Raw genomic sequence first — 16,108 nt, 5'->3', positions numbered from 1 at the left:
CACTGACACAGTGGAGTCAAATAAAAATATAAATTATAACAGTCTTTAAAAAAGATTGTCAATATATTTTCGTCCACAATTTCTTCTATTTTTCAACATTTTTAGCTTATCCTTATCCATCATAGAATATGTACGTTATTTTCAAAGAAATATGACTATTTTTTATAGGCAAAAAAATAAACCGTTACTTAAAAAGAACGGTTTTTCAGCATTATTCGACATGATGTTCGCGATTATAAGGCATTCCTGTTCTTAAGACTCCCCTTGTTTCTATTCCGCCAAGACCCTTTTCTCCAGTTAATGTATTACGTAAAACGTCCCAGACATTGATTCTTTCCATAAACGGAGTAAAGCTTATTTTTGCGACAATATACACTGGATCGAGCGCATGAATATTTACTCTAAAAGGTGAGCTCGCAAAATTAGCACCTGCATGGATAATGGATTCAAAATGGGACTGGCAAGCACCTGCAAAAATGACTAGCTGATCTAAATGAGGTACCTTTCTTCTTGCTTCTCTTACCGTTTGCACAAAATGTTTAGAATGGCGATAGGCATTTATATCTGACTTCTTCCCCTTTGCCTTTGAGTACGAATCATGACCCGTAATGACAAGAATATCTGGCCGGTAATAATCTATGAGCTGTCCTATCTTCAATGGCATCTCTTTTTCATTACAATGGATACCTGTAACAGGAACACCTATTTTTTCGTATAGATTTAAACATTTTTCTAAATAAGCTGGATCTCCATCTAAATGAAGAACTCTCCCAGGCATTTGGAAGTAGCTTAACATTTTACTATACCCGTCAGTGGCTTCATACTCCTGTTTTTGTTTAATCAATTCGACATCTTGACGAAACAGCTGGAGAGACTGCTCTTCCATGGAATGATATTGCTTAGCTATCCTTGCCCTCATTGAAGGACTGATTGCAATTAAATCTCCAATAGGGGCATCTGCAATTAGACGAATATCTTCTCCGTACAGAATAGCAACTTTCTTCCCATTCTGTTCCCGAATATCAATAACGCGAAATAGAATATCACATTGGTAAGAAACCCTTCCGACAATATCCATAATATTTATGCTCAACTCTAGTCACTCCAATTAGCCCTCATCAGCCTAATGGCATCCTTTAAACGCCAATATCCCAAGGACCATAAATAAATATAGTCTGGTTTCTTCATAAATTATGCATTCTTCTAAAAACATGTGCTTTTATTAATTAGAAATTTTACCAATATAAAAAGACCCGACATATGCGAGTCTTAAGAGAATATTGGGGACAAGCTGTCACTTAAGCGGGCAAATTCCTCAATGGATAGCGTTTCCCCTCTTCTACCAGGTTCTATCCCAGCCTTTTCTAGAGCAGCAAGTATATCTTCCTTCTTTTGTTTTCCATCCCGTAAATGACTTGTTAAATTATTTAGTAACGTCTTTCGTCTTTGTGCAAAGCTAGCTCGAATAATTTGGAAAAAGAACTCTTCATCCTGTACGGACACGGCCGGCTTATCTCGCTTCGTTAATCGAATAACGGCTGAATCAACATTCGGTTGAGGAATAAATACAGTTTTCGGAACTATCATGACTGTTTCAGCCTCTGTGTAATACTGAATCGCAATAGAAAGGGAGCCATAATCTTTTGTTCCCGGCTTAGCCGAGATTCTATCTGCAACCTCTTTCTGAAGCATACAAACTATACCTCTTATTGGCAGCTTGTCCTCAAGCAGCTTCATAATGATGGGTGTTGTCACGTAATAAGGCAGATTGGCGACGACCATTATATCCTTAATGCCTTGTAGTTCTGTTTCAATCATCCCTTTTACATCTGCTTTTAATACATCTTCATGAATAATCTTTATATTCGGATACGGTTCAAGCGTTTCTTGTAAAATGGGCAGCAGCCGCTGATCAATTTCAAACGCAACCACCTTTTTACTCCTCTTTGCAAGCTGCTCTGTTAATGCCCCTATCCCTGGGCCAATTTCAATAGCAGCGGATTCCTCAGATAGTTCTGCATGATCCACTATTCTTCTAAGAATATTTGTATCAATTAAAAAGTTTTGTCCTAGGCTCTTTTTAAAGGAAAACCCGTACTTTTCCAGAATGGCACGAGTCCTTACCGGGGTAGCTATATCCTTATGCATGTTCTTCCTCCTGACGTATCACTTGAATTGCAGCTGCAAACTCTTCTTTACTAATTTGGAACATCATTAAGCTTTTATGAAGCTGTTTTCCATTTGTATAGCCAATTTTTAAGAGTTTGCCAAGCTTCACTCTTCTTTCCTTAGCACCTGTGCCGCCGATAAGCCCAGCTGCAAGTAAATCATCTTGAGTTATGACTTCCTCGGCTTCATCATTCATACTATGCGCCTCCTGTAAAGCCTGGCGAATCATTTCAGGAGAGGCATGTTCAACACCCACTCCTTTACCATGTTTATGAATGGCATCCTTCTTTTCAATAAAAGCATGCTTACAGTCTGGAACGTGCTCTTTAATGGTATTCCGGATTTTTTGACCTGGGAAATCTGGATCGGTAAAAACTATGACTCCTCTTGTTCTTTGAGCAAGCTTTATTTTTTTTATTGTTTCTTCGCTGATGGCAGATCCATTTGTCTCAATTGTATCAGCATCAAGTGCATTTTTAATCGCAGTCGTATCATCCTTCCCTTCAACTACGATGATTTCCTTTATTTTCATAGTTCCTCCCTGGAGACATTATAAATTTTGCTGTGTTAAAGCAGAATGCTGATTTTGCACTTGTTGATTGCAGCGAAAATCAACAGCTACGTTTAACAGGTCCTAAATTTAAATAATATATTTGATAAAATCCTGAAACATTTCTGTAACCTAATTCGTCTGTATATATGATTGGTTAAATAGTGATTTTAATTATATATGAAAAATTCAAGAAAGAAAAAAAGAAAAAATGCAGAGGATTTTGAGATCCCCTGCATTAAGGAAATTAATTTAGGATTCTAATTTTTACTGTTTTGCGTCCCCAGCGATAGGCTTCAGCCTTTGTAGCAAAAAATACATCAATTTTGTTTCCTTTTATGGCAGAACCCGTATCAGCAGCGATTGCATAACCGTATCCCTCTACATACACTTTAGTTCCTAACGGGATAATATTCGGATCTACTGCAATCACTTTAACATCTGGATTAGCCCGCAAGTTTATACCTGTCGCTGTTTTGCCTGAGCATCCACCGCAATGAGCTGTGTAAGCAGTCGAGGAAACATAAATTTCATTCCCCCCGGTTTCTCCACGGGATGCTACCATTGTAACAGCTAACGGCTTTGTTCCAACAGCTACAACTTTATCCTGTTTTTCTTGCACTGTTTTCTCGTTTAATAGCTTTCTAGACACTTCTTTGCCGTTTTCTAATACAACCTCAAATTCTTTCGTTACAAGGCCCTCTTTGCCTGGATTAACGACTTTCTGAGATCCTTTAGCTAAACTGCTGTCTTTCTTTGTTACAACAGCAAATTTAACCGGTTCTTCCACTACATCGGTGACTTTTTCTACTCTAGTGATTTGGATAACGTCGTCTTTTTTGACAAGCGTATCCGCTTTGGGCTCAATACGATCTAGTTCGTTTAGCTTTATACCCTGCTGTGATAAAAAGTCAGCGACCGTAGTCGAAGTTGACCATACCTGCTTCTCTTTTCCGCCATCTGATAATGTTAAAGAAAAAGCTTTATTTACGACAATGTCAAGATTGTTTTCTATTTCCTCTTCGAGATTTGGCTGAACTTTATCGTGATCGGATATGGTAATCTCCTCGTCCTTCAAAAGCTCATCTACTGTTTTGGCTACTGTCCAAATCGTTTTCTTCTCGTTGTCTTTCACAATGTGAACCTGTTTAGCCGGCTCCCAAACAACTTTCAAGTTATTCTTCACCTTTGTGTCAAGCGAATGCGACACGTAGTCCTCTGTGCGCAAAGAAATATCTAAATCATTAAAAAGCTCTTGAACCGTCTCCGCATGAGTTTTAACGACCTTTTCATGACCGTCTATTGTCATTGCCACTGTTTTCTTCGTCGATTCAAATATTAAAAAGCCTAATGTAGCTGCAAACACTATGAAACTAGCAGAAATAATGACCAATTTCTTTTTACTCAAAGACTCGGAAAACAGGTTTTTCATGTTTTGAAATACGATGAAAAACGCCTCCTTTTCTCTCGGAGTGATTATATAGACTATCTTACAGGTTTGTCAACTCTCTTTCACTTTTCCTTTTTTCTCCATCACCTCCTCTAAACGTATTTCCTATTATGCAAAATCTTTTCAAGAAAGGAAAGAGAGACTTATCGACATGGTTATCCTATGAGCGGACAAGGAAATGTAGAACTTTTTGGAAACTTTAAAAAATAGGACAGGTCCCTCGGTTATTCGACATATTCCTTTATCAAATCATGCCGAATATTTTTTTGGCATTCTCTGTTGTTATTCTTGCGACTTCTTCAACAGGAACATTTTTTATTTCCGCAATTTGCTCTGCAACTAGCTTTACATAGCTTGGCTCATTTCGCTTCCCTCGGAAAGGATGAGGTGCAAGGTACGGACAATCCGTTTCAATCAGCAGTTTCTCTAAAGGAATTACTTCTGCTACTTCCTTCGGTTTTTTCGCATTTTTAAAGGTTACTGGTCCCCCAAGTGATATATAAAAATTCATTTTCACACATTCCTGAGCTGTTTCCGGACTACCACTAAAACAGTGCATGATTCCACCGACTTGCTCTGCGCCCTCTTCCTTTAGAATTTCTACAATGTCTGCTGTTGCATCACGATTATGAATGACAATCGGCAATTTCACCTTTTTAGCAAGTTGAATTTGTTTTCGAAATACTTCTTTCTGTATTTCTTTAGGAGACTTGTCCCAATAATAATCAAGCCCCATTTCACCAAGAGCCACTACTTTAGGATGGCTTGAAAGCTCCTCAATCCACTGAAGATCCTCATCCGTCATATCAATAGCATCAACTGGATGCCAGCCAATACTCGCATAAATAAAGTCATATTCCTCAACCAGTTCCATCGCTTTTTCAATCGTTGGGCGATCAAAACCAACAACAACCATACGAGATACGCCCTCAGCTAATGCTCTGTCAATAACTTCTCTTAGATCATCATTATATTGTTCGGCATTCAAATGTGCGTGTGTGTCGAAAAACATCATAAAATCCCCTTTTTACATAAATTAATTTTCTGTTACATATTTTTCATGAATATAACGATTACTACAATTGACAAACTATTTTATAAAGTTAGTTTTATCTTTTAAGTTATTATTTGAGAATAAAGAATAAAATTTCCACTGCTTCGAAATACTACTGAAAATTTATTCTTTCCTAACCTGAAAAAGAAAAACATAGAAATGTTTTACGCTAAATGTTACACGTGAAACATTTCTATGTTATGAATATAATTTGGTAAATTGTTTCTATTTCTAAGTTGTCAGTTCTAATTGGAAGTACCGCTTTATTTTACTCTTGCCCCTAGCGGAAGTGATTCAGCAATAGTGGCTAAAGATAACTCGCCATCCTTACTTCCTGCAAGAATCATCCCTTCAGAGAGCTCCCCGCGAAGCTTCACTGGCTTTAAATTCGTCACGCAAATAAGCTTTCGGCCAATTAGATCCTCTGGTTTATAGTATTGAGCAATTCCTGAAACAACTTGTCGTTTTTCATACCCAAGGTCTAACTGAAGCTTAAGCAGTTTATCTGCCTTTTTCACTGGTTCAGCTTGTATTACTTGTGCTACCCGCAGGTCAACCTTCATGAAATCATCAATCGAAATTTCTTCACTATCAGGCTTCACTTCTTGCTTCACTTCTTGCTTCTCTTCTTCAGTATTTGGTGCTGAACCTTGCATTTTAGTTTTAATAAATTCGACTTCTTCAGTTAGGTCTAGACGAGGGAAAATTGGGTCGCCTTTTGCAATTTTTGTTCCTTCTGGAATGATGCCAAATTCATCTAGGCTTTCCCATGTGGTTAAATTCTCAGAATCCACATTTAGTTGGGCAAATATTTCTTTTGGTGCTCTAGTTAAGAATGGCTGTATAAGAATAGCAATTCTTCTTAAAGATTCCGCTAAATGAACCATTACACTTTCTAGCTCAGCAGTCTTTGCCTCATCTTTAGCCAGTGACCATGGCTGTGTCTCATCAATATATTTATTTGATTTGCTAACTAACTGCCAAATAGTTGATAGAGCTACGGAAAACTCCATCTTCTCCATCGCTTCTTCATACTTTTGAACTGCTTCCCTATTCGCTCGAAGCAATGACTGATCAAACTCACTATTTGAACCCTTGTACGCAGGGATCATTCCGCCAAAATACTTATCTACCATTGCTAATGTACGATTTAATAGGTTTCCTAAATCATTGGCAAGGTCAAAATTAATTCTCTCGACGAAGCCTTCAGGGGTGAAGACACCATCGGACCCGAAAGGAACCTCACGCAGTAAATAATAACGAAGGGCATCTAGTCCATAACGATCAATTAATGTGACTGGATCAACGACATTACCTTTTGATTTGGACATTTTTCCATCCTTCATTAATAACCAGCCATGTGCAAATACTTGCTTAGGAAGCGGCAAGTCTAAAGCCATTAGCATAATCGGCCAATAAATCGTGTGAAAACGAACAATTTCCTTTCCAACTAAATGAACGTTTGCTGGCCAATAATTTTCATATTTAGATGGATCGTTTGTTCCGTAACCAAGGGCAGTAATATAGTTCGAAAGTGCATCAATCCATACATAAATGACATGCTTCGGATTGCCGGGTACTTTAATACCCCAATCAAATGTTGTTCTTGAAACTGCAAGATCCTCTAAACCGGGCTTAATGAAGTTGTTAATCATTTCATTTTTCCGTGATTCCGGCTGAATAAATGAAGGATTTTCCTCGTAATACTGCAGCAAACGGTCTGCATACTTACTAACTTTAAAGAAATATGACTCTTCCTTAACCTTATTTACGCCTCTTCCACAGTCAGGACAATTTCCTTCCACTAACTGCCTCTCAGTAAAATAAGATTCGCATGGCGTACAATACCAGCCTTCATACTCACCAAGATAAATATCTCCTTGCTCTAAAAGCTGAGCAAAAATCTTTTGTACCACTTCTTTATGTCTGTCCTGTGTAGTACGTATAAAATCGTCGTAAGAAATATCAAGCTTTTTCCAAAGCTCTTGAATTCCTGCCACAATTTCATCTACATATTGCTGCGGTGAAACGCCCTTTTCCTCCGCTTTTTCCTGGATTTTTTGCCCATGCTCATCTGTTCCAGTAAGATACATAACATCAAACCCGCGCAAACGTTTGTAGCGAGCCATCGCATCGCCTGCAACCGTTGTATAGGCATGGCCTATATGTAAATTCCCACTTGGATAGTAAATAGGTGTTGTTAAATAAAATGTTTTTTTATTACCCATGGATATTCCCTCCTCTTTACATTAACTAAAAAAATCTCGGCCTATTATATGGACGAGATCGTGCTGAAATACGTGCCAATTATAGGCTGTCCTTATTTAAATAGAACTTATGTGAATAACTAATACATTAAGTCATCATAACCTCTTATACCATCAAAATATACCTAAAATTTAGTATTTGTGCAACCAAAGTGCAGATGGATTCAAAACAATAAAATCTATAAGTTTATTAGATTATTCCAAGAAAAGAGGCTTGTAGCAAATTTAAATAATTTCTTACAGGATATTCCCATAAAAGACTATCTAAATTCCGTATATTATTATGTAAAATGTCGAAAGTTATGTTGTTTTTTGTCGAATTATTCCCCTGTTAAAAATCACCATTTTAATGATAATAACAAGTATTTCCCATATGTTTTTTACACTTTTGAAAGGTTTACTGCTATAAATCCTATATTTATAAGCTTTAATAGCCTAGGAAAAAATTTCTAATAAAAAATGAAAATAAAGTAATTGACGTATTTGGGAAACGCTGGTATTATGTAATTATTAAAGATTTTGTCGAATATTGACGAAAGAAAAGATAGAAGAAAAATAATTTTTGAGATTTGAGAGGAGAATATTATAATGAAATCTACAGGTATTGTTCGTAAAGTTGATGAGCTTGGTCGCGTGGTTATTCCTATTGAATTAAGACGTACATTAGACATCGCAGAAAAGGATGCACTTGAAATCTATGTGGATGATGATCGCATTATCCTTAAAAAATACAAGCCAAATATGACTTGCTTAGTAACTGGAGAAGTTTCTGATGATAACATCCAGTTAGCTAACGGTAAATTAATTGTTAGCCGCGAAGGTGCAGAAAAATTATTAGAAGAAATCCAAAACAGATTTGAACTTGTAAAATAATATTAAGAAAGCTTCTCCTTGTTATGAGGGAAGCTTTCTTTTTTTCTACAAGCAACTATTCTTTAACATGAAAAGCATGATAAACTTCCCTCTTATTCATGCCTCTGTCAGCTGCTGTTTGTTTAATGGCCTCTTTACTATTCAGTCCGCTCTTATTTATATAATGTTCGACATGTGCTTCAATCGACAAGCCTTCCCACCATACTTCTTCATCATCTAGAGCAGTTTCAGATGAACCTTCAATTATTAAAACAAATTCTCCTCTTATTTCATCAGTTGCGGCCCAATTTAATATCTCTTCTACAGTTCCTCTAATGAATTCCTCGAACTTTTTTGTTAATTCTCGGCATAGAACAATCCTTCTATTTCCCATTTGTTCTTCAATTAAGGTAAGGGTTTCTTTTAACCTGTGAGGTGCTTCATATAAAATAGTCGTTGCCGTTATTTTCGAAAGAGCCTCAAGCTCTTTTCGTTTTGTCTTCTTTTGTCGGTCTAAAAATCCATAAAAATAAAACGGCTGAGGGTTAAGCCCTGAAGCAATTAATGCAGTTAGTGCAGCATTCGCACCCGGCAGCGGCACAACCGTTAATTGTTCCGCGACAGCAGCCGTTACAAGCTCATAACCTGGGTCTGATATGGTTGGCATTCCTGCATCACTCACAAGCGCAATCTTTGCCCCTTGAGCTAATTTTCCAAGTATTTTTTGTCCGCTTACCTCTTTGTTATGTTCATGATAGCTTAGGATTGGCGTTTCTATTTCAAAATAATTACATAATTTCTTCGTGTTTCGCGTATCTTCAGCCGCAATATAATCAGCCTCTTTCATAATTCGAATAGCACGAAAGCTCATGTCTTCTAAATTCCCGATGGGGGTTGGAACTAAATACAAGATGCCTTTACTTTCTTCTTTATCGAAGCTTTTTTGCTGCCACATATGTACCACCTGTTTCATTTACTAGGTATTTTTCCTTTTTATCACGGGACCATTGCTTAAATTCATATTCTGCCTTTAAGGCATCACTCTTATTATCATAGGCTTTGGAGAAAATTAGCTCAACAGGGCCTCTTCCTCTTGTATATTTAGCTCCTTTTCCCTCATTATGGAGCTTCACCCGTTTCTCCAGATTATTCGTATAGCCGGCATACAAAGAGTTATCCTTACAATGGAGAACATAGAAGTAATGATTATTTTCCATATAAAATTTCCTTTATTTCAGGGGTGTATTCATTGTTATCATTATACACAATTAATGGCGGCAGTATTTTTAAATCCGGGCTGCCATATTTAATTGCTTCGATTAATAATGTATTCGATTCTTTCCCCTGCTTCGGATAAACAAATTGAATTTTTTTGGGTTCTAATTTGTATTTCCGCATGAGAGTGACAATATCAAGCAGCCTTCCTGGCCTGTGAACAAATGCCACTTTTCCTCCCTGCTTAACTAAATCACTTGAAGCCTTAACTGCATCCTCCAGCGTGCATAAAATCTCGTGACGGGCTATAGCTAAGTGCTCATTCTCATTTATTTCATCAGATTTGGGGGTCAGGAAGTATGGCGGGTTACAGGTGACAACATCAAATTGGCCATATCCAAGCTCCTTTGCCGTTTCCTTAATATCCCCATGGATCATTTGCAGCCGTTCTTCAAGCCCATTATATTCAATACTCCTTTTCGCCATATCGAATAGCCGTTCTTGAATCTCTACACCGATAATAGAGCCTTTTGTTCTTACACTTAAAAATAACGGGATAACACCGTTCCCGCTGCATAGATCAATTAAGCGGCCTTTTTGAATGGGTACATGAACAAATCGAGCAAGCAAAACAGCGTCCAGTGAAAAGGAGAATACAGAAGGGCTTTGGATAATACGCAAATTTTCTGCAAGTAAATAGTCTAAACGCTCGTCCCCTTTTAAAAAATCCATTTTCTATCCTCCAGCTCATTTAAATAAAGTGAAAAATAGCCTTCCTTTTTGAAGGAAGGCCATTTTATTATTTCTTATTAAGAAAAGATAAGCAAAAAAGGCAATCTCCTTCTTTTCGGGGGCTTCCAAAATGGAGGTTACATATATGAAAACCCTCCTGATAAAGCCGGGCTAAATTATCATACCCTTCTCCAATATCAGCCGTTTTGTAGTCAGCCGAATCCGTTGATGGATTTTCTGACGGTCCTTTTTTTGCCGACAATTCTTCTTGATCTGTTGTCAGATCTAAACGACGTCTTAAATGCTCATTCTCCAGCTTTAAAGAGTTATTCTCTTCTAGTATTTCTGCCAAATGCTGCTTTAACTCACCAAGCTGCTGATATAAATGCCCGATTTGGGTTTCCATATTACTTACTGAATCAAAGATTTCTTTTTTATCCACGCATTCCACCTCATTAATCTGTGGATTGAACTGATACAGCACCTTGTTTTACTAATTCATCTAGAGTATACTCAAGCACGCGTTCAGCAGCAGTTACATCCACTTGCAGCACCCGTTCTAAAATATTTAATCCTACCACTTTTCCGGGACCTTCGGGTGTTTGAATCCACTCACCTAGGTCAGGAAGCTGGGCTTTAGCCTCTTCATATTCGTCATTTTCATATTTTAAGCAGCACATTAAACGCCCGCATAAACCCGAAATTTTCGTTGGATTTAATGAAAGATTCTGATCCTTTGCCATCTTAATAGAAACCGGATCAAAGTCACCTAAAAAAGTAGAACAGCATAACATTCTTCCACAAGGGCCAATGCCCCCTAACATTTTTGCCTCGTCCCTTACTCCTATTTGCCGAAGTTCAATCCGTGTACGAAATATTGCTGCTAGATCCTTAACAAGTTCCCGAAAATCTACTCTTCCATCAGCCGTAAAATAAAAGATCACTTTATTTCGGTCAAATGTATATTCAACATCAACTAGTTTCATATCTAATTGATGGGTATTTACCTTTTCGTTGCAGACTTCATAAGCTTCCTTTGCTGCCTGCCTATTTTCCTCGACGATCAGCTTATCTTTTTGATCAGCAATTCGCAGAACTTTCTTTAGAGGCAGAACCACATCGTGCTCATCAACCTTCTTAGGCGGAACGACAACTTTGCCATATTCTACACCACGTACTGTCTCTACAATGACAAAATCGTCTTTTTCAACTTCTAATCCGCCGGGATCAAAATAATATATCTTGCCCGCCTTTTTAAAGCGGACTCCTACTACATCATACAAATGAAGACCCCTCCTGCATTTTCAACACAAGCTGTTCCATTAACAGCTGCGGATTCATATTTGCCTGCAATTTTCTCTTTGCTTCCAAAATGGCTGTCATCTGTTCTGATAATTGCCTGCTGGAAGATTGCAATGCAAACTGTTCTAATCGTTCTTTTTCGTTTAAATAGACTGTCTGTTCTTCTTTTCCGAGCTGTATATATAATAAATCCTTAAAAATTAGCAGTAATAAATCTAGTCCAAGATCTAGCTGTTCTTTCTCTTTGAAATGCATAAACCAATCATCCTGGAGAGCTACCATCGCCTCTAACGGACTCTTTTTAAGCACTTCATATAATTTTAACACTATTTTTTGTGCTTGTACAAACCAATCATTCTGACTATACTCAATTGCCTCATCAACATTATTAGTAAGCTGGGCAATTAATGGTGCCGACTGAGGAGTGACTCCATTTAATTTTAACTTTTCAATCATTTTTGCTGGAGATAACATCTGAAATGAAATAGTTTGACAACGAGAAAGAATAGTAGGAAGTATTTGCTGTGCCTGTTCTGTTATTAAAATAGCCAATGTATGAGGGTGAGGCTCTTCTAAAAATTTCAATAAACTGTTAGCTGCATTTGCCGTCATTTTGTCAGCATGAACAATCATATACAGTTTTTTTCTTGACTCAACACCTGTTTTCGAAAATTCTTCCTGAAGTGCCTGAATTTGACCCTTTTTAATCGATAAACCATCGGGCTCAACTAGATGGACATCAGGATGATTTCCATGATTAATTCTTTTACAATTCACACAGCCTTCACAAGGGATATAGCCATCAACAGGAGATTGACAAAACATGCTTTTCGCTAATAGATTACCAGCTTCCCTTTTCCCCGTTCCCTTCATTCCCTCAAACAAATAAGCGTGGGCAAGCCTATTTTTTTTAATACTGTTTCTGAACATCTTTAACACAACAGGCTGTATGGTTTCTAGGTCTTGCCACGTATTAGCCACAAAAATCACCACTTTTGTTCTTTATATCAACATAAATTCTATTAAAACTGTAAGAAATTTTCAATTGGCAGAACAAAGACTGTAGCTCCACCGACTTCAACCTCAACTGGATATGGAACATACGAATCGGCATTTCCTCCCATTGGAGAAATCGGGGCAACTAGCTGATCTCTTGACTTGCAATTTTCTTTTATGATTTGTAATGCCCTATCTACACGAACATCTTCTGTACCTATCATAAAGGTAGTATTTCCTGATTTTAGAAATCCGCCAGTACTAGCTAGTTTGGTTGCACGGAAATTATTATCCACCAATGCATTCATTAATTTATTGCTGTCTTGATCTTGTATAACCGCTAATATGAGTTTCATTCTCTCCGCCCCTTTCATTTGTTCCACTTCATTAAAGTTACATTCCTACATCTATTATATCAATTTTTTTATGAACTAACATGTCTTACTGCCAGGATAAATTTTCTTTCTGTTAATAAAAGTGGGTTACCTAAAAAGAAGAGTTCAGATAACCCTTATTAAGAAATAATTTTCTAAGTCACCCTTAACAGATTTATACTTTCTAGCTAATAATCTCTTTTATCTTTTTCTCTGCAGCCTGATACACCACTTCAACTGGCTTAGAGGCATCTAATCTAGAGAAACGGTCCGAATACTTATTCATTAACAGAAAGTAACCTTCACGTACCTTATAATGAAAATTAAGATCCTCAAGATCCAATCGATTTACCTCTCGATCCTTATGGCGATTTATTCTTTCTAGACCTGCCTCTGGTTCTATATCAAAATAAAATGTTAATTGCGGCATAGTCCCTTCAATAGCAAATTGATTAATGGAAAACACTTCATCAATTCCTAATCCTCTAGCATACCCTTGATAGGCTAGAGAACTATCAATAAAACGGTCACACAAAACAATATACCCTTTTTCAAGAGCCGGCAAAACCTTTTCAACAAGATGCTGTCTTCTAGCTGCTGCATAAAGAAGAGCTTCTGTTCGAGAGTCCATACTCGTATTATTTTTATCTAGGATAACATTTCGAATTTGCTCAGCTATTTCTATTCCGCCTGGCTCTCTCGTTTGTAAAACCTGATAGCCTTCAGCTGATAGTCTCTCTGTTAGCATATTTATGATCGTTGTTTTCCCTGCTCCCTCAGGTCCTTCCATCGTAATAAAAATTCCTTTTTTCATCGTTAACCTCCAAGATGATTCAATCCTAATATATTTAGCTAAACGGGAAATATGTCTAACCTTCCGGATTTTAAACTGTCCCCGCCCTGAAATCTGGCTCCTGATTTTAAGAGCAATTTAATAAAATCAATATCTTCCTCCCTAATTTTTTCCCCAGGAAATAATAAGGGGATACCAGGTGGATAAGGAATAATTAATTGCGCACAAATTTTTTCAGTTGATTCATCCAACGGAACCGATATAGGTTTAAGTTTTTCTATTTGTCGAGCATTTAGTGCAAGCTTAGAAATTCTCGGTTTTCCGTAGCTGCTCTTAACTTTTTCCATGTTTGTATTTGAAACAGATTGAAGAGCCCTTTCAAACCGCTTGGCGATTTCCTCAATTGCAAACTTCTCTCCATCTTTCAACAGTGGAAACACAAGCAGTACATTATAAGGGTCCGCCATTTCAGCATAAATCCCGGTCCCCTCCAGTAAACTTTGCAGCTCATATCCATTTAAAGAAGAAGCCGATTGAATTGTAATTTTTAAAGGGTCTCCAATCCCATTAGGATAGGAAAGCACCTTAACGCCATTCAGTTCCTGCAATCTTGTTCTGAATTCTTCTATCTTGTTTATTAGATATTTCATATCCTTATTCGAAAATGTAGCTAAATAGTGTCTAGCTATGTCTAATGAGGCCATAATCGGATAAGATGGGCTGCTTGATTGCAAAATTTGAAGATAGTGGCTGACCTTTATTTCTGAAAGGATTTCACTGTTAACATGCAGATACGCTCCCATTGTCATGGCAGGAAGCGTTTTATGAGCGGATTGAACGACAATATCTGCCTTTAATTGCACTGCCGATTTCGGGAAGACATCGCCCCCCGCGAAATGTGCCCCATGTGCCTCATCAATTAATACAGAGATCCCTTTTGAATGTGAGAACTCAATAATCTCCTCTAATTCAGTAACCATTCCATAATAATTAGGATAGGTCAGTATTATTGATTTTGCCTCTGGGAATTCATGAATAGCAGCTTTAACTGTTTGTAGCGATACTCCTCCAGCCACACCCCAAGACTCAACGAAATCCGGCGCTAAAAAAACAGGGTTTGCTTTTACAAGATGAACCCCATTTAAAATTGACTTATGACAATTTCTTTGAACAAGCACTGTATCATTCTCTTCAATGGCAGCCATAATCATAGCAAGATTTCCGACAGTCGAGCCATTCACTAAGAAAAAGCTCTTTTTGGTTCCATAAAAATCAGCCAGCAGGTTCTCTGCATCTAAAATAACACCTTCAGGGGCATGCAGATCATCTAATCCATTAAGCTCTGTAGCATCCAGCTTTAAAAGGTCCTGAAAATAGCCCTTTGCTGCCTCAGGAATAAGACTTCCATATTTATGTCCAGGTACATGAAAAGAGACTGGATTTTTTTCCGTATGTACCATTAATGCATCTAATAAAGGGATCTTTTTTTGATTCATATTTAATCACCAAATTATTATGTTTATCATCTCATCTATTTTACCAAATCAAAAAGGAATCCGATACCATTCCAATTCTAAAGCGTTGATAAAGAATTAAATTAGACATACAACCAAATTGATTATTGAACATACATTAGTATTCAAGTAATCACTTTCAAAAACAATTTTCAAAAGATTGTATACAATATGAAAATTGCGGGCAGAATTGGTGTATGGAGGTGGAGTGATTGAGTTCGCTAGTAGCAAAGAAACATATAGGGGAAGAGTGTGTCATTTGCGAGCAAACAAAATTAAGAGGGATACATCTATACACTTCTTTTATCTGTACAAATTGCGAGCATGATTTGATTTCTACAGATACAAGTAATCCAAAATATAAATATTATATAAAAAAGCTAAAGAAGGTAACAACACCAGAAATATTTTCTTGATGAAAGCTCCATTTGGGGCTTTTTTATTTATGAATTTTTTATTAAGATGCTTGCCCATTTAAAAAATATCTTTAAAGCACAAAAAAAGTACCCTCACAGGTACTCTTTTTATTTTGCCTAGCGACGTCTTACTCTCACAGGGGGAGAGCCCCCAACTACCATCGGCGCCCAAGCTTAACTTCCGTGTTCGGGCTCGGCTTTGAATAAGCGGCGGATCTCTGCGTCAGCTGCACTCGTTCCGTCCTCATGTGCATCGCACATTCCGGGCGTCACTCCCTTGCTTCCTTGACCTCCTTGCTTTTTCAAACCCTCGCATTTTTATTTCATAACTTAGTCTTGTCCATATTTTTTAGTGTTCTTCGAACACTATTTAATCAATTAAAAAAACAGCCCTTATGAGCTGTTTTTCCATTTGCCTGGCGAC

The 16,108-nt window shown here is 37.4% G+C and carries 17 protein-coding genes; 2 read left to right on the top strand and 15 right to left on the bottom strand.

Translation table 11 applies throughout. From position 1 onward, the window contains the following. Nucleotides 1-211: 211 nt before the first annotated feature. The 6 genes from yabG to metG form a co-directional block, all read right to left on the bottom strand. A complete protein-coding gene (gene yabG, locus H0173_RS22090) occupies nt 212-1,093 on the bottom strand; it encodes a sporulation peptidase YabG (RefSeq protein ID WP_221848849.1) in 882 nt (293 codons plus the stop codon). A 176-nt stretch (nt 1,094-1,269) separates the two neighbouring features. Next, nucleotides 1,270-2,148 (bottom strand): 16S rRNA (adenine(1518)-N(6)/adenine(1519)-N(6))-dimethyltransferase RsmA, encoded by an 879-nt coding sequence (gene rsmA, locus H0173_RS22085; RefSeq protein WP_221848850.1) that lies wholly within the window; start codon nt 2,146-2,148, stop codon nt 1,270-1,272. Further along, on the bottom strand, nt 2,141-2,701 hold the full coding sequence (gene rnmV, locus H0173_RS22080) for a ribonuclease M5 (RefSeq protein ID WP_221848851.1): 561 nt from the start codon (nt 2,699-2,701) through the stop codon (nt 2,141-2,143). Before rnmV ends, rsmA begins: the two co-directional genes overlap by 8 nt. A gap of 265 nt (nt 2,702-2,966) precedes the next feature. After that, the gene (locus H0173_RS22075) at nt 2,967-4,151 is read right to left on the bottom strand and encodes a G5 and 3D domain-containing protein (RefSeq protein WP_221848852.1); all 1,185 of its coding nucleotides are present in this window, start codon (nt 4,149-4,151) and stop codon (nt 2,967-2,969) included. 262 nt (nt 4,152-4,413) lie between these two features. Beyond that, nucleotides 4,414-5,181 carry a TatD family hydrolase gene (locus H0173_RS22070; protein ID WP_221848853.1) on the bottom strand — a complete coding sequence of 256 codons (768 nt, stop codon included), beginning with the start codon at nt 5,179-5,181 and terminating at the stop codon, nt 4,414-4,416. A gap of 305 nt (nt 5,182-5,486) precedes the next feature. Further along, on the bottom strand, nt 5,487-7,451 hold the full coding sequence (gene metG / locus H0173_RS22065; protein ID WP_221848854.1) for a methionine--tRNA ligase: 1,965 nt from the start codon (nt 7,449-7,451) through the stop codon (nt 5,487-5,489). Nucleotides 7,452-8,072: 621 nt separating this feature from the next. Between metG and H0173_RS22060 the strand changes: the two genes are divergently transcribed. Further along, nucleotides 8,073-8,363, top strand: coding sequence for a transition state genes transcriptional regulator AbrB (locus tag H0173_RS22060; RefSeq protein WP_221848869.1), 291 nt, complete (start codon nt 8,073-8,075; stop codon nt 8,361-8,363). Between the two features lie 55 nt (nt 8,364-8,418). On the opposite strand, the gene rsmI is transcribed toward H0173_RS22060, so the two are convergent. The 9 genes from rsmI to H0173_RS22015 form a co-directional block, all read right to left on the bottom strand. Then, entirely contained in the window at nt 8,419-9,297 is an 879-nt protein-coding gene (gene rsmI / locus H0173_RS22055) for a 16S rRNA (cytidine(1402)-2'-O)-methyltransferase (RefSeq protein WP_221848855.1), read from the bottom strand. Next, nucleotides 9,272-9,559, bottom strand: coding sequence for a GIY-YIG nuclease family protein (locus H0173_RS22050; protein ID WP_221848856.1), 288 nt, complete (start codon nt 9,557-9,559; stop codon nt 9,272-9,274). Before H0173_RS22050 ends, rsmI begins: the two co-directional genes overlap by 26 nt. Then, nucleotides 9,549-10,289, bottom strand: coding sequence for a tRNA1(Val) (adenine(37)-N6)-methyltransferase (locus H0173_RS22045; RefSeq protein WP_221848857.1), 741 nt, complete (start codon nt 10,287-10,289; stop codon nt 9,549-9,551). Before H0173_RS22045 ends, H0173_RS22050 begins: the two co-directional genes overlap by 11 nt. A 67-nt stretch (nt 10,290-10,356) precedes the next feature. Further along, nucleotides 10,357-10,731 carry a DNA replication initiation control protein YabA gene (gene yabA / locus H0173_RS22040; RefSeq protein ID WP_221848858.1) on the bottom strand — a complete coding sequence of 125 codons (375 nt, stop codon included), beginning with the start codon at nt 10,729-10,731 and terminating at the stop codon, nt 10,357-10,359. 13 nt (nt 10,732-10,744) lie between these two features. Beyond that, the gene (locus H0173_RS22035; RefSeq protein ID WP_221848859.1) at nt 10,745-11,572 is read right to left on the bottom strand and encodes a PSP1 domain-containing protein; all 828 of its coding nucleotides are present in this window, start codon (nt 11,570-11,572) and stop codon (nt 10,745-10,747) included. Next, the gene (gene holB / locus H0173_RS22030) at nt 11,565-12,572 is read right to left on the bottom strand and encodes a DNA polymerase III subunit delta' (RefSeq protein ID WP_221848860.1); all 1,008 of its coding nucleotides are present in this window, start codon (nt 12,570-12,572) and stop codon (nt 11,565-11,567) included. Before holB ends, H0173_RS22035 begins: the two co-directional genes overlap by 8 nt. 41 nt (nt 12,573-12,613) lie before the next feature. Then, complete coding sequence (locus tag H0173_RS22025) at nt 12,614-12,943, bottom strand: cyclic-di-AMP receptor (RefSeq protein ID WP_221848861.1); 330 nt, start codon at nt 12,941-12,943, stop codon at nt 12,614-12,616. Between the two features lie 202 nt (nt 12,944-13,145). Then, entirely contained in the window at nt 13,146-13,775 is a 630-nt protein-coding gene (tmk, locus tag H0173_RS22020; protein ID WP_221848862.1) for a dTMP kinase, read from the bottom strand. 38 nt (nt 13,776-13,813) lie between these two features. Further along, nucleotides 13,814-15,250 carry an aminotransferase class I/II-fold pyridoxal phosphate-dependent enzyme gene (locus H0173_RS22015; RefSeq protein WP_221848863.1) on the bottom strand — a complete coding sequence of 479 codons (1,437 nt, stop codon included), beginning with the start codon at nt 15,248-15,250 and terminating at the stop codon, nt 13,814-13,816. A gap of 230 nt (nt 15,251-15,480) precedes the next feature. Between H0173_RS22015 and H0173_RS22010 the strand changes: the two genes are divergently transcribed. Further along, complete coding sequence (locus tag H0173_RS22010) at nt 15,481-15,684, top strand: sigma factor G inhibitor Gin (protein ID WP_221848864.1); 204 nt, start codon at nt 15,481-15,483, stop codon at nt 15,682-15,684. The last annotated feature ends 424 nt before the right edge of the window (nt 15,685-16,108 follow it).

The sequence above is a fragment of the Bacillus sp. S/N-304-OC-R1 genome (assembly GCF_019749375.1).
Lineage (GTDB): Bacteria > Bacillota > Bacilli > Bacillales > Cytobacillaceae > Cytobacillus.
This window is presented reverse-complemented; position numbering and strand designations above follow the sequence as displayed.

What these genes read in the sequence shown, in the direction of transcription:
- rsmA (WP_221848850.1), bottom strand. Translation starts at nt 2,148, where the DNA reads ATGCATAAGGATATAGCTACCCCGGTAAGGACTCGTGCCATTCTGGAA.
- rnmV (WP_221848851.1), bottom strand. Translation starts at nt 2,701, where the DNA reads ATGAAAATAAAGGAAATCATCGTAGTTGAAGGGAAGGATGATACGACT.
- H0173_RS22075 (WP_221848852.1), bottom strand. Translation starts at nt 4,151, where the DNA reads ATGAAAAACCTGTTTTCCGAGTCTTTGAGTAAAAAGAAATTGGTCATT.
- H0173_RS22070 (WP_221848853.1), bottom strand. Translation starts at nt 5,181, where the DNA reads ATGTTTTTCGACACACACGCACATTTGAATGCCGAACAATATAATGAT.
- metG (WP_221848854.1), bottom strand. Translation starts at nt 7,451, where the DNA reads ATGGGTAATAAAAAAACATTTTATTTAACAACACCTATTTACTATCCA.
- rsmI (WP_221848855.1), bottom strand. Translation starts at nt 9,297, where the DNA reads ATGTGGCAGCAAAAAAGCTTCGATAAAGAAGAAAGTAAAGGCATCTTG.
- H0173_RS22050 (WP_221848856.1), bottom strand. Translation starts at nt 9,559, where the DNA reads ATGGAAAATAATCATTACTTCTATGTTCTCCATTGTAAGGATAACTCT.
- H0173_RS22045 (WP_221848857.1), bottom strand. Translation starts at nt 10,289, where the DNA reads ATGGATTTTTTAAAAGGGGACGAGCGTTTAGACTATTTACTTGCAGAA.
- H0173_RS22025 (WP_221848861.1), bottom strand. Translation starts at nt 12,943, where the DNA reads ATGAAACTCATATTAGCGGTTATACAAGATCAAGACAGCAATAAATTA.
- tmk (WP_221848862.1), bottom strand. Translation starts at nt 13,775, where the DNA reads ATGAAAAAAGGAATTTTTATTACGATGGAAGGACCTGAGGGAGCAGGG.
- H0173_RS22015 (WP_221848863.1), bottom strand. Translation starts at nt 15,250, where the DNA reads ATGAATCAAAAAAAGATCCCTTTATTAGATGCATTAATGGTACATACG.